Consider the following 12,647-nt stretch of genomic DNA (forward strand, 5'->3'; position numbering starts at 1 on the left):
CATGGATTGCTTCACTTCGTTCGCAATGACGACGTTCGTTCACGTTAAGCTCGGGGCCATGAAACTTATCCTGAAATGGCTGCTCAGTGCAGCTGCCCTGCTGTGCGTGGCTTACCTATACAGCGGGGTGATTGTCAGCAGCTTTGGTGCGGCGCTGATTGCCGCCTTTGTCATCGGGCTGTTCAACATGGTGCTGCGCCCGGTGCTGCTGGTGCTCACCCTGCCCGTCACGCTGGTCACGCTGGGGCTGTTTTTGTTTGTCATCAACGCCTTGATGTTCTGGTCGGCCGCCGGCATCCTCCAGGGCTTTCATGTGCGTGACTTTTATGCCGCCCTGTGGGGCTCGCTGATCTACTCGGTGCTGGGGCTGTTCATCGACTCAGTTCTCGAGCGCCTGCTCTTTAAATAGTGCCTCGATCTGACGCCGCCGCGTGTCGATGATCGAGGCGTCAATGTAGTCGGCCGAAGCATTGGAAGCCCCGGCACGCTGCAACCGATCCTGCGCGGCCTTGAGCCGGTCTATGGCACCTGCGTAGTCGAGTTGCGCCACCCGCGCCTCGGCCTCGGCGCGCAAGGCGCGCAGGCTCTGGTTTTGCGCGGCGTAAATGCTCGCCAGCCACTGCCACACGAGGGCATCCTGGGGCTGACTGACCAGCCAGACCTGCAGATTTTGCGCCACCTTGTCCAGCACCGCGTCGCGCCCTGCCTGCGTGGCAATTTGCGCCTGCAGCAACAGGTCGGGGCGACGCAGGCTTGCTGCAGAGCCGTCTGCGGGACTGTTCAGGTCGAGCCCGACATCGACTCCCAGGGCCAGCACCTGCGGGCGCGAGCGGTCGCGTGCCGCGAGTTCAATTTCCAAACCCAGCCAGCGCATTTGGCGCCTGGCCTCGGGCTCATCGCCCACCACTTTTTGCAACTGCGCATACTGTTTGCGCGCTTGCGCCGCATCGCGCAGGCGGCTGGCAGCCATGGCCGCGCCATAAAGCGTGCCCGCCTGCTGCGCCAAAGCCTGTGCGGGTGCCAGGTTGTCGGCCTGCGCCTGCCAGCCGCGCAGCGCGTCGGCACCGGGGTTGGCCAGCACCCGGGCGCGCGCCGTCAGCATGGCGTGCGTCGCGGTGGGCGCCACGTCAACGCTGTGCGGCGCCCCCAGGGGCAGGCGTGACTGCATGTCGGCGATGCGCTCGGTGGTCAGCGGGTGGCTGCGCAGATAAGGGTAGGCGCCGCTGTCGTTGAGCCTGGCGGCCTGTTGCAGTTTGTCAAACATGCCGACAAAACCCTGCGCCTCGAAGCCAGCCTGCGTCATCACGCCAAAGCCCACGCGATCGGCCTCGCGCTCCATGTCGCGCGAAAAATTGAGCTGGCTTTGCGCCGACAGGGCTTGCCCGCCGACGATCATGGCATTGCCTGCCTCAGGACTTTTGCTGGCCGCCAGCGCGCCCAGAATCATGGCACCGATCATCCAGGGGGTTTGCTTTTCGTTCTTGGAGATCAGGCGCGAAATATGGCGCTGGGTGACGTGGCTCAGCTCGTGGCCCAGCACCGAGGCCAGCTCGTCGCGGCTGCTCACCACCGCCAGCAAGCCCAAGTGAACGCCAAAATAACCACCCGGCAGGGCAAACGCGTTGACGCTTCGGTCGCGCCCCAGCACAATGCGCCAGGCAAAACGCTCGTCAAGCTCGGGCGTGAGATCACCTCGCGCTCGGGCGGCGGCCAGCAGCGGCAGCCAGATGCCCTGCACATAGTCGGTGAGCACCGGATCGTCAATAAAATCGGGGTCGCGGTACAGTTCGCGGGCAATGCGGTCACCCAGGCGGCGTTCGGCACCGGCGCTCATGGCGCTGCCATCGCCGAGCAGGGGCAGCGTGCCGGCAACGCTGCCTCGCGCTTGCAACGGTATTGGCATGGCCAGGCCAATGGCTGCCAGAAGAAGTGTTGCGCGGCCTGCTGCAATCAGCTTGGCCAGCAACTTGGGTTTGAATTGAGCCATCAACATGAGCGATAAATTTTGTGCACCTACAAAAGAATAAATCAGACGACCACCGTATGATGCCAGCTGTGTGTAAAGGTTCGGTTAAGCCGATGCCTTCATTTCAATCCACCTCACCCCATTTTTGTCATGAGCACCCTCACCCATTTTGACGCCCAGGGCCAGGCCCACATGGTCGATGTGGCAGCCAAGCCCGCCAGCCACCGCATTGGCATCGCGGGCGGGCGCATCAACATGCAGCCCGGCACACTGGCGATCATTGAGAGCGGCAACGCCAAAAAAGGCGACGTGCTGGGCATTGCCCGCGTGGCCGGCATCATGGCGGCCAAAAAAACCAGCGACCTGATTCCCCTGTGCCACCCGTTGGCACTGACCCGTGTCGCGATTGAATTCAAGGTACTGCACGCCAGCCCCTCCCATGCCGCCGGCATATTGTGCCAGGCCACCGTCGAAACGGTGGGCCCCACCGGCGTGGAAATGGAAGCGCTCACCGCAGTATCAGCCGCACTGCTGACCATTTACGACATGTGCAAGGCGGTGGACCGCGGCATGGTGATGACCGACATCATGCTGCTGGAAAAGCATGGCGGCAAGTCGGGCAGTTTTGTCAACCCGGGTGCCACCTCCCATGAGAACGTTTAATCCAGGCCTTTGGCCCGCGCGTCTGAGCACCTTGGTGCTTGCGGCCTTGGCCGCGGCCAGCGTGGCGTACTGGGGCCTGCGCTGGTCCGAGCCGCCCGCTACGCCACGCTTTCAAGGCGAGCCGTTCGGCCAACGCCCCATCGACACGGCCCGGGTCGCACAAGTGCTGGGCGCCGACGCGATGCCTGTGGGCAACGGCGCGGTGCTCGCCGTGCCCAACACCAGCAGCGACTACAAGCTCGAAGGCGTCATTGCCCAGGGCTTCAGCAGCGGGCGCGGCAGCGCCTTGATTGCCATCGGCCGCGACAAAGCCAAACCCTACAAAGTGGGCGACCACTTGAGTGATGATCTGGTGCTGCAATCGGTCTCGGCGCGCGGTGCCGCCCTGGCGCCCGACATGGCGGCGCCGGCATCGGTCGAGCTCGAATTACCGCCGCTCGACGGCGTCAAACCCTGATTTCAGCCCCACCTCCACCGCACCATGACCGCATCCCCTCGCTACCAATTCCAGGTTCAAGTCCAACCGCGCTACCTGGCTGACCAGTCGGACCCGACGCAGGGTCTGTATTTTTTTGCCTACACCATCACCATCCGCAACAGCGGCCAAGTGGCAGCGCAATTGATTTCCCGCACCTGGAACGTCAACGACGCCCAGGGCCACCACGAAAAAGTCAAGGGCCTGGGCGTGGTCGGGCACCAACCGCTGCTGCAACCCGGCGAAGCCTTCGAGTACACCAGCGGCACGCGCCTGCGCACGCCCACCGGCACCATGCACGGCAGCTTTTTTTGCGTGGCCGAAGACGGTGAAAAGTTCGATGTCGATGTGCCCATGTTCGTGCTCGACGCGCTGAGCGAGAGTGGCGGCACGCGCACCCTGCATTGACGTTCAGCGTCGATTCAAACTGATCTGAGCTATGGGTGAATTCGATCTGATTGCGCGCTACTTCAAGCGCCCGGTGCGACAGGCAGCGCTGGGCGTGGGCGACGACTGCGCGCTGCTGCAACCCGCGCCCGGCACCCAACTGGCCATCTCTTGCGATATGTTGGTGCAGGGCCGCCATTTTTTTGCCGACACCGACCCGCGCCAGCTCGGCCACAAAAGCCTGGCCGTCAACCTCAGCGACCTGGCGGCCTGTGGCGCCAAACCGCTGGCGTTCACGCTGGCGCTGGCGCTGCCCGAGGTGAAAGAGCCCTGGCTTGCGGCCTTTGCCCAGGGCCTGTTCGCGCTGGCCGACGCGCACGGCTGTGAACTCATCGGCGGCGACACCACCGCCGGGCCGCTCAACATCTGCATCACGGTGTTTGGCGAGGTGCCAGTGGTTAACGGCACCTCGCTGGCCCTGCTGCGCAGCGGCGCCCGCGCCGGCGACGATCTGTATGTGAGCGGCACGCTGGGCGATGCCCGGCTGGCACTCGACGCAATGCAGGGCAAATTGACCGTGCCCGATGCGGTACTGGCTGCTGCACGCGAGCGGCTGCAGCGCCCCACGCCACGCGTGGCGCTGGGCCTGGCCTTGCGCGGCATTGCCAGCGCCGCCATTGACGTTAGCGACGGCCTGATCGGCGACTTGGGGCACATTCTGGAAAGCTCGCGCGTGGGCGCCACGGTGCTAGCGGATCAGGCGGTGGCATGCGTTGCCGGCCATGCCCATGCTGCGCAAAGCACCGACGCAGCAGGTCTGCACTTGTCGCAAGAACAATGGCGCAGCCTGGCGCTGTGCGGCGGTGACGACTACGAGCTGCTGTTTACCGCCCCGCCATCTCAGCGCGCGGCCGTCGCCGCAGCCGCCCGGGCCAGCCAGACACCGGTGCGCTGCCTTGGCCAAATCGAAGCCGCCGCAGGGTTGCGGTTGCTGGACGCCCAGGGCCAGGCCCTGCCCAACCACTACGCCTCGTTCGACCACTTCGCCTGAGGCCGGGCGCGGCTCTGCATTCGCTCGATAATCTGACCATGCTTGATCAAAAGACTGTCATCTACCCGGAAACAACTGCCTCTGCAAAGGCCGCCAGGCCTGCAGTGACTCCCAGCGGCCGCTTCATGATGGCGCACCCCGCGCATGTGATGGCGCTGGGCTTTGGCTCCGGGCTCAGCCCCAAAGCCCCTGGCACCATGGGCACGCTGTGGGCCTGGGCACTGTTTGCGCTGCTGGAACACCGCCTGACAGAGTCGCAATGGGGCTGGCTCATCGCCATCAGCATTGTGGCGGGCTGGTGGGTTTGCACGCTCACTGCCAAACACATGCGCGTGCTCGACCCGAGCAGCATCGTTTGGGACGAAATTGCCGCCTTCTGGCTGGTGCTGTGGTTGGTCAGCCCGACCGGTTTTTGGGGCCAACTCGCTGCCTTTGCCTTGTTCAGGTTCTTTGATGCCGCCAAACCTGGCCCAGTGGCTTGGGCCGACCAGCTCTACCACGACGTGAATCCGGCCACCGACCCGGCAGCTTGGCACAAGGCCGGCTGGGGCATCATGCTCGATGATCTGGTGGCCGCTTTTTGCGCCCTGCTGGTGATCGCACTGTGGCGGGTCTGGTGAGGCCATGACGCGCCTTAGCCCCCAGCATCCGGCAGCTTTGACAGGCGCAGCAGCTGCCGCTCGGCTGGCCGATCTGTTACTGGCCAAAAACTGGCTGTTGTGCACGGCCGAGAGCTGCACCGGTGGCCTCATAGCCGCCGCCTGCACCGGCCTGGCGGGCTCGAGCCACTGGTTCGAGCGCGGCTTTGTCACTTACTCCAACGCGGCCAAATGCGAGTTGCTGGGGGTCGATGCCGGGTTGATCGAAACCCATGGCGCCGTCAGCGAAGCCGTGGCGCGTGCCATGGCAGCAGGCGCCCTGACGCATTCGCACGCCCAGGTTTCTGTGGCCGTCACAGGCGTGGCAGGCCCCACCGGTGGCAGCGCCGACAAACCGGTGGGCACGGTGTGGTTTGGCTTTGCCCTGCCCGGTGGCGTAACGAGTCAATTGCAGCACTTCACGGGCGACCGCGCTGGCGTACGCCAAGCCACCGTGCTGCATGCCTTGAACCGATTGAGCGAACTCATCCAAAGCAGGACCTGAAATGAAGATTTTGATCATTGAAGATGATGCGTTGATGGGCGCAGGTCTGCAGTCTGCGCTCAACAATGCCGGATTTGATGCGGATTGGGTGGCCGATGGACAGGCTGCGCTCGATTTGCTGGGCCACACTTTTTACCGTGCTGCCGTGCTCGACATCACGCTGCCCAGCCTTGACGGCATGGAGGTGCTCAAGCAGCTGCGCGCCAGCGGCAGCAAGCTGCCGGTGCTGATGCTCACCGCGCGCGACACCACGCGCGACAAGGTGCTGTGTTTTGAGGCTGGCGCCGACGACTTTCTGGTCAAGACCACCGACATCGAAGAGCTGATCGCGCGCCTGCAAGCGCTGATCCGGCGCGCCGGCTTTGTCGGCCGGCTGCAGGTCGGCGCGCTGATGCTCGATGCCGACCAGCAACAGGTCACGCTCAATGAGGAAGCGCTCAACCTGTCCAACCGCGAGTTCAAACTGCTGCGTGTGCTGATGGAAAGCGCGGGCCAGGTGATTGCGCGCGGCAAGCTCGAGCAATTGGTATTCGGGTCGAGCCACAACAACGACAGCAATGTGCTTGAAGTCCACATCCACCACCTGCGGCAAAAAATTGGCGAGCACAGCATCAAGACCGTGCGCGGCGTGGGCTACACCCTGCTCAGGCCCTGATGGCTTACAAAGCATGAACCCAGCCAAACACATCACGCTGAGCCACCGCCTGCTGATGGCACTGGGCGTGGTCAGCTTTCTGTTCTGGGCAGTCATGGCTACCCTGTCCACACGCAACAACATCAGGGATGTGAACGCGCTTTACGACGTGCACCTGGCCTACACCGCCCAGGCTTTTCTGCACATGATGGACCCCGACCACGGCGAAGTGCAAACGCTGCCAAAGACGCTGCCATCAGCGACCATTGCCGAACTTTTGAACTCGTGGCCCGAATTGGCGCTACGCCCCAGCATCGCGCAGGCCCCCGCCAGCGCGACAGCCATTACGCCAAACCGCCCGAGCGCTGTCGTGACCGACGGCACGGACAAAGCAATGAGCACCCGCACCAGCCAGTACAGCCAAAGCCTGCGCTTCCAGTTGTGGCGCGGCGACGAACTGCTGTTCCGCTCAGACAATGCACCGGGCGACATGTTGGTCCAGGCCATGGGCCTGTCGAACAGCGTCGATGCGCAACACATCGGCTGGCGCAACTACAAGGTGTATGACATCAACCACGGCGTGCACATGATCGTCACGGAGCCGCACGCCTTTCGCGCCAAGCTGACACGCAGCATGGTTGTGGCGGCGGCGACACCACTGCTGCTGGGGCTGCCGGTGCTGTTCCTGCTATTGTGGTTTTCCATCCGCAAAGGGCTGCACCCGCTGGCCAGCCTGAGCCAGGAGATCAGCAAAAGACGACCCGACAATCTGACGCCGATTGATGCAACAAGTGTCCCTGACGAGGTACAACCCATCGTCACCGCACTGAACGACCTGCTCGCCCGCATGGTGCAAACCCTGGACAACGAGCGCCGCTTTACCGACGATGCCGCCCACCAGCTGCGCACGCCGCTGGCGGCCCTGCAGGCGCAGTTGTACGCGGCGCGCCACACCCGGGCCGAGGCACCGCACCAGCTCGCCCTGGAACAGATGCAGCACAGCGTGGAACGCGGCATTCGCCTGGTCAACCAATTGCTGACGCTGGCGCGGCTCGACCCCAAGCAGGCCCGGCCAGAATTCACCAGCGTCCACCTCGGCCAGATTGCCGAGACCATTTGCGCTGAATTGGCCCCGCTGGCCTTGCAGCGCGAGCAAAACCTGGAACTTGCAGCCGCGTCCGCGCTACCCGCCGTGACCGGGAACGCCGACCTGCTGGCCATGCTGCTGAGCAACCTGGTGGACAACGCCATTCAATACACCCAGCGCGGTGGCAACATTCTGATCGGCCTGACAGCTGATGACAGCGGGGTGCAACTGGCGGTCAGCGACGACGGCCCGGGCATTGCGCCCGACCAGCGCCAACGGGTGCTTGAGCGCTTTTACCGCATTGCAGAGCAAAGCCAGTCTGGCACCGGCCTGGGGCTGGCCATCTGCAAGCGCGTGGCCGACCTGCACCAGGCCAGTCTGACACTGTCGCAGGGACTGAACGGGCGCGGCCTGACCGTGCGCGTGCACTTCGCCCGTTGACGCAGCGCAACTCAACCTGGATTCCTCAGTTGACCACAGATTTTTTCAGCGGCTTTGCCACAGGTCTGGCGCTGATCGTGGCCATTGGCTCGCAAAACGCCTTCGTGCTGCGCCAGGGCATTCTGCGCCAGCACGTGCTGCCACTGGTGCTGTTTTGCGCGTTGTCAGACGCGCTGCTGATTCTGGCAGGCATTGGCGGCGCGGGCGTGCTCATTCGCGGCAACGAGGTGCTGATAACATTCACGCGCTATGGCGGCGCCCTGTTCCTGGCCGCTTACGGCGTATTGGCCGCGCGGCGCGCCTGGCGCGTGCTCGACGGGCTGATTGCGCTGGCCATGTGGACGCTGGCGGCGATGCTGCTGGCGGGCTGATCTGTCAGGCGTCGGGGCGCACCCGCATGGATTTTCCGGGCATAAATTCATTCACTGAATAGCTGACCCCATAGAATGCAGCCATGCACCCACGTCTCGCTACGCCACTGACCAAAGATGCCTTGCACTGCGTCCTCGCGGCGTGCGCCGGACGCGAGGTGGCGCCATTTGGCGGCAACTTGTGGGCCGTGCCACTGTCGGCCGGATGGGCAGCAGTCTGAACATGGGCGTTGAAGACCGCGACTGGTACCGCGACGCGCAGCGCGAGCGTGAAAAACAGCGCCAGATGGACGAAACCCGCAACAAATTTGCGTCGTTTACCCAAAAAAACCTCAACGGCAAGCAGCGGCCGCAAGCTGCGCCTGGCGCGCGTGCGCCCGGGCAAACCGGGCTGATCCCGATGTTGTTGTTCTGGTTGCTTGTCATGGGCCTGCTTTACGCGCTGATGACGCACTACCTCAAACCCAAAGCTGCGCAGGTATTGACCAATGGTGACCTGGTGATTGCGCGGGCGCGCGACGGCCATTTTTATGCCCCAGGCACGGTCAATGGCGAGCCGGTGACGTTCATGGTTGACACCGGCGCGTCGCTGGTGAGCGTGAGCGAGCCGGTGGCGCGGGCCGCCGGCCTGCGCGGCGGTGTACCCACCACGTTCCATACCGCCAACGGATCACAGCCCGGGCGGGTGGTGGATGGCGTGACGATCTCGTTGGGCAACGCGCGCGTGACGAATGTTCGCGTGGGCGTAGGACTGCGCATGAGCGACGACCAGCGGGCCTTGCTCGGCCAGTCGTTCCTGTCAAAATTTGACATCGCCATGACGCAAAACAAAATGGTGTTGCGCGCCAGGCCCCAACTCAAATTGGGGCAAAAATAGCGACCGCGCTCACCCCGGATGGCGAATTCAATTTATATTGATTGTGAGATGTGTGGTGCCGCTTGTCGGATTCGAACTGACGACCTACCGCTTACAAGGCGGTTGCTCTACCAACTGAGCTAAAGCGGCACGGGACGCATTTTACATGACGCAGTTGGTGCCTGGGTCAGGCCTGCGGCCTGCTTATTTGATGCGTGTGAGCGTCGGGCGCGCGCGCGCTTTGCCGGTGGCTGCGGGTTTTTTTCCGGACTTTTTGGGCTCGGCAATGACTGCGGCAGGAACGCTGGCCAGATGCGATGGCGCGGGTTCAGCACTGCTGCTGTCCTGGGCTTGATCTTCTGGTGTCTGCGAAGAGTCACCAACTTCAGCAGCAAGCCCAACGCGACTGGCTTTGGGGAAAGCCATGCCTTGGCCATTTTCGCGCGCAAAGATGGCCAGCACGCGATCCACCGGCACCATCACGTCGCGCACCGCGCCGGCAAAGCGGGCTTTGAACGTCAGGTAATCGTTGCTGATTTGCAGGCCTGTGGTGGAGTCGTAGCTGATGTTGAGCACAATTTCGCCGTCCTTGACGAATTCGCGCGGCACCAGTACTGCGCCGTCAACTGCCACGGTCACATAAGGTGTCAAACCATTGTCTGTACACCACTCATGCCAGGCGCGGATCAGGTAGGGCTGGGACGATGTCGGCTCTAGGGATGGCTTCATTGAATCAGCACCTGCTCATTATTTGCGCATGACTTTTTCTGAGGGCGTGAGCGCCTCAATGTAGGCCGGGCGTGAAAAAATGCGCTCGGCATACTTGAGCAAGGGTGCCGCATTTTTACTGAGCTCGATGCCGTAGTAATCGAGGCGCCAAAGCAACGGCGCAATGGCCACATCGAGCATCGAGAAGCCCTCGCCCAGCATGAATTTGTTTTTCAGAAACACGGGCGCGAGCTGGGTAAGACGGTCACGAATGTGGGTCCGGGCTTTTTCCAATGCCTTTTCGTTGGTCTTGGCGGTGCGGGATTCGAGCGTGACCACGTGGGAGAACAGTTCTTTTTCGAAATTGAGTAGAAAAAGCCTGACACGTGCCCGATCGACCGGGTCACCGGGCATCAATTGCGGGTGCGGAAAGCGCTCGTCGATGTACTCGTTGATGATGTTGGATTCATACAGGATCAGGTCGCGCTCCACCAAAATCGGCACCTGGCCGTAGGGGTTCATGACGTTGATGTCTTCGGGTTTGTTGTACAGGTCAACATCGCGAATCTCAAAGTCCATGCCTTTTTCAAACAGGACAAAACGGCAGCGATGTGAAAAGGGGCAGGTTGTACCCGAGTAAAGCACCATCATGGTGGAGGCTCCTAAAAAAGTAAAAGAGCGGGCGGCCGGAAAGCTGCCCACTCTGGAGGGTTGAAGTACGCAGCCTGAAAGCTTTGTACCAACCAGTGATCGATAGCTTACTTGATATCTTTCCAATACGCCTTGTTGAGTTGCCAGGTGAGGAAAGTCAAGCCAGCCAGGAATATCAAAACCCACATGCCAATGGTTTTACGCGTGGTCTGGGCAGGCTCGGCCATCCACTGCAGGTAGTTCACCAGATCACCCATGGTTTGGTCGTATTGGCCAGGCGTCATGCTGGCCTGCATTTCCCACAACACATGCGGCATGGCGACGTTGGGAAACACATGATTGTTCCAGCCGGTGGGCTTGGTGTCGTCCTTGTAAAAGCCGCGCATGTAGGAATAAAGGTAGTCTGCACCCGTGCCACCCGCACCGGCACGCGAACGGGCAATGACGGTGAGGTCGGGCGGATTGACGCCAAACCAGGCTTTGGCCTGATTCGGATCGATGGCGGCCTTCATGGTTTCGCCAATTTTGCCATTGGTCACCAGCAGGTTGTCTTTGATCTGTTCGGCCGTCAGGCCAATGTCGGTCAGGCGGGTGTAGCGCATGAAGGCTGCCGAGTGGCAGTTCAGGCAGTAGTTGACAAAGACCTTGGCACCATTTTGCAGGGCGCCCATGTCGGCAATCCTGTCCGGAGCCTTGTCCCAGGCTGCGCCAACGGCAGCCGCTTGCACAGTGCCAGCCAACCCTAAGGTCATGGCCACACCGACAATGATTTTTTGCGTAAAACCCATAATTTTCATTTTTTATTCTCCGGTTCAGTGGGCCGTGAAATTGACACGACTGGGCACTTGTTTGAACGTACCCAGGCGACTCCACCAGGGCATCAGAATGAAAAAGCCGAAGTAGAACAAAGTGCCAAACTGGGAAATTCGACCCGCAATCTCAGACACAGGTTGCGTTCCAAGGTAGCCGATGACAAAGAAGTTGATGATGAAAGCGGCATAAAGGAGTTTGTGCCAGGTGGGACGGTAGCGGATCGACTTGACCGGGCTGTTGTCCAGCCAGGGCAGAAAGAACAGAATAACGACACCGCCGCCCATGGCGACCACACCCCAGAACTTGGCATCGATGGCCATCATCATGGCCACCACCACCAGGGCACCGCCCACGATCACGGCCTTGAACAGGCTGGGCATTTTTGTTTTGGCAACCGCCAGCACCGCGCCGACCAGCACGCAGCCGATGAGCACATACATCATCTCGGTGGTCACGGCGCGCAGCAGCGTGTAGAACGGCGTGAAGTACCAGACCGGCGCAATGTGCAAGGGCGTCTGGAACGGGTCAGCCGGAATGAAATTGTTGTATTCCAGGAAATAGCCACCCATTTCAGGGGCAAAAAATACGATGGCAGAAAACACGAACAAAAACACACTCACGCCAAAAACGTCGTGCACCGAGTAGTACGGATGGAACGGAATGCCGTCGAGCGGGATGCCGTTGGCGTCCTTGGTGGCCTTGATTTCGATGCCGTCCGGGTTGTTGGAGCCGACTTCATGCAACGCAATGATGTGCGCCACGACCAAGCCCAGCAGCACCAGCGGCACCGCGATGACGTGGAAGCTGAAGAAGCGGTTCAGGGTAGCATCGCCCACCACGAAGTCGCCGCGAATCAGCAAGGCCAGGTCGGGGCCGATGAACGGAATGGCCGAGAACAGGTTGACGATGACCTGGGCGCCCCAGTAGCTCATTTGGCCCCAGGGCAGCAGGTAGCCCATGAAGGCCTCGGCCATCAGCGCCAAAAAGATGCCGCAGCCAAACAGCCAGATCAACTCGCGCGGTTTGCGGTAGCTGCCGTACATCAGGCCACGGAACATGTGCAGATAGACCACGACAAAGAACGCCGACGCCCCGGTGGAGTGCATGTAGCGGATCAACCAGCCCCAGGGTACGTCGCGCATGATGTATTCGACCGAGCCGAAGGCCAGCGCGGCATCGGGCTTGTAGTGCATCACCAGAAAGATGCCGGTAACGATCTGGATCACCAGAACCAGCAGCGACAGCGAACCAAAGATGTACCAAATATTAAAGTTCTTGGGCGCGTAGTACTCGCTCATGTGCTCCTTGAAGAGCTTGGAGAGCGGGAAGCGGTTGTCAATCCAGTTCAGGGTTTTGGCACCGGCCGAGGCATTGGGGGAGATTTCGTGAAAAGTAGCCATT

Annotated in this window: 17 protein-coding genes and 1 tRNA gene; 12 read left to right on the forward strand and 6 right to left on the reverse strand. The window is 61.7% G+C overall.

Going from position 1 to position 12,647, the window contains the following annotated elements:
* Window positions 1-58: 58 nt before the first annotated feature.
* Entirely contained in the window at window positions 59-409 is a 351-nt protein-coding gene (locus IBX54_RS00850) for a phage holin family protein (RefSeq protein ID WP_296540772.1), read from the forward strand.
* Here IBX54_RS00850 and IBX54_RS00855 read toward each other — a convergent pair.
* Window positions 380-1,903: a M48 family metalloprotease gene (locus tag IBX54_RS00855; RefSeq protein WP_296540813.1), complete on the reverse strand. Its 1,524-nt coding sequence runs from the start codon at window positions 1,901-1,903 to the stop codon at window positions 380-382. The genes IBX54_RS00850 and IBX54_RS00855 overlap by 30 nt on opposite strands.
* A gap of 213 nt (window positions 1,904-2,116) precedes the next feature.
* Between IBX54_RS00855 and moaC the strand changes: the two genes are divergently transcribed.
* The 11 genes from moaC (at window position 2,117) to IBX54_RS00910 (ending at window position 9,095) form a co-directional block, all read left to right on the forward strand.
* Window positions 2,117-2,629, forward strand: a complete 513-nt coding sequence (moaC, locus tag IBX54_RS00860; RefSeq protein WP_296540773.1) for a cyclic pyranopterin monophosphate synthase MoaC — start codon at window positions 2,117-2,119, stop codon at window positions 2,627-2,629.
* On the forward strand, window positions 2,616-3,086 hold the full coding sequence (locus tag IBX54_RS00865; RefSeq protein ID WP_296540774.1) for a type II secretion system protein N: 471 nt from the start codon (window positions 2,616-2,618) through the stop codon (window positions 3,084-3,086). Before moaC ends, IBX54_RS00865 begins: the two co-directional genes overlap by 14 nt.
* Window positions 3,087-3,110: 24 nt before the next feature.
* Window positions 3,111-3,512: a Co2+/Mg2+ efflux protein ApaG gene (gene apaG, locus IBX54_RS00870; RefSeq protein WP_296540775.1), complete on the forward strand. Its 402-nt coding sequence runs from the start codon at window positions 3,111-3,113 to the stop codon at window positions 3,510-3,512.
* Between the two features lie 31 nt (window positions 3,513-3,543).
* Window positions 3,544-4,542, forward strand: coding sequence for a thiamine-phosphate kinase (gene thiL, locus IBX54_RS00875; RefSeq protein WP_296540776.1), 999 nt, complete (start codon window positions 3,544-3,546; stop codon window positions 4,540-4,542).
* Between the two features lie 125 nt (window positions 4,543-4,667).
* Window positions 4,668-5,162 (forward strand): phosphatidylglycerophosphatase A, encoded by a 495-nt coding sequence (locus tag IBX54_RS00880; RefSeq protein ID WP_296540814.1) that lies wholly within the window; start codon window positions 4,668-4,670, stop codon window positions 5,160-5,162.
* A gap of 4 nt (window positions 5,163-5,166) precedes the next feature.
* Window positions 5,167-5,685, forward strand: coding sequence for a CinA family protein (locus IBX54_RS00885; RefSeq protein ID WP_296540777.1), 519 nt, complete (start codon window positions 5,167-5,169; stop codon window positions 5,683-5,685).
* A 1-nt stretch (window position 5,686) separates the two neighbouring features.
* Window positions 5,687-6,340 carry a response regulator transcription factor gene (locus tag IBX54_RS00890; protein WP_296540778.1) on the forward strand — a complete coding sequence of 218 codons (654 nt, stop codon included), beginning with the start codon at window positions 5,687-5,689 and terminating at the stop codon, window positions 6,338-6,340.
* A gap of 13 nt (window positions 6,341-6,353) precedes the next feature.
* Window positions 6,354-7,847 (forward strand): ATP-binding protein, encoded by a 1,494-nt coding sequence (locus IBX54_RS00895; protein WP_296540779.1) that lies wholly within the window; start codon window positions 6,354-6,356, stop codon window positions 7,845-7,847.
* A gap of 29 nt (window positions 7,848-7,876) precedes the next feature.
* Window positions 7,877-8,218 carry a LysE family transporter gene (locus tag IBX54_RS00900; protein ID WP_296540780.1) on the forward strand — a complete coding sequence of 114 codons (342 nt, stop codon included), beginning with the start codon at window positions 7,877-7,879 and terminating at the stop codon, window positions 8,216-8,218.
* A gap of 83 nt (window positions 8,219-8,301) precedes the next feature.
* Window positions 8,302-8,439, forward strand: coding sequence for a hypothetical protein (locus IBX54_RS00905; protein WP_296540781.1), 138 nt, complete (start codon window positions 8,302-8,304; stop codon window positions 8,437-8,439).
* 2 nt (window positions 8,440-8,441) lie between these two features.
* Window positions 8,442-9,095: a TIGR02281 family clan AA aspartic protease gene (locus IBX54_RS00910; protein WP_296540782.1), complete on the forward strand. Its 654-nt coding sequence runs from the start codon at window positions 8,442-8,444 to the stop codon at window positions 9,093-9,095.
* A 53-nt stretch (window positions 9,096-9,148) separates the two neighbouring features.
* On the opposite strand, the gene IBX54_RS00915 is transcribed toward IBX54_RS00910, so the two are convergent.
* The 5 genes from IBX54_RS00915 to IBX54_RS00935 form a co-directional block, all read right to left on the reverse strand.
* Window positions 9,149-9,224, reverse strand: a tRNA-Thr gene (locus IBX54_RS00915).
* A 54-nt stretch (window positions 9,225-9,278) separates the two neighbouring features.
* The gene (locus tag IBX54_RS00920; RefSeq protein WP_296540783.1) at window positions 9,279-9,803 is read right to left on the reverse strand and encodes a ClpXP protease specificity-enhancing factor; all 525 of its coding nucleotides are present in this window, start codon (window positions 9,801-9,803) and stop codon (window positions 9,279-9,281) included.
* 18 nt (window positions 9,804-9,821) lie between these two features.
* Window positions 9,822-10,433, reverse strand: coding sequence for a glutathione S-transferase N-terminal domain-containing protein (locus IBX54_RS00925; protein WP_296540784.1), 612 nt, complete (start codon window positions 10,431-10,433; stop codon window positions 9,822-9,824).
* A 107-nt stretch (window positions 10,434-10,540) separates the two neighbouring features.
* Window positions 10,541-11,230 carry a cytochrome c1 gene (locus IBX54_RS00930; RefSeq protein ID WP_296540785.1) on the reverse strand — a complete coding sequence of 230 codons (690 nt, stop codon included), beginning with the start codon at window positions 11,228-11,230 and terminating at the stop codon, window positions 10,541-10,543.
* Window positions 11,231-11,245: 15 nt separating this feature from the next.
* The gene (locus tag IBX54_RS00935) at window positions 11,246-12,646 is read right to left on the reverse strand and encodes a cytochrome bc complex cytochrome b subunit (RefSeq protein WP_296540786.1); all 1,401 of its coding nucleotides are present in this window, start codon (window positions 12,644-12,646) and stop codon (window positions 11,246-11,248) included.
* Between the last annotated feature and the right edge of the window lies 1 nt (window position 12,647).

Origin of the sequence: Rhodoferax sp. (assembly GCF_014859475.1) — a bacterium.
Lineage (GTDB): Bacteria > Pseudomonadota > Gammaproteobacteria > Burkholderiales > Burkholderiaceae_C > Rhodoferax.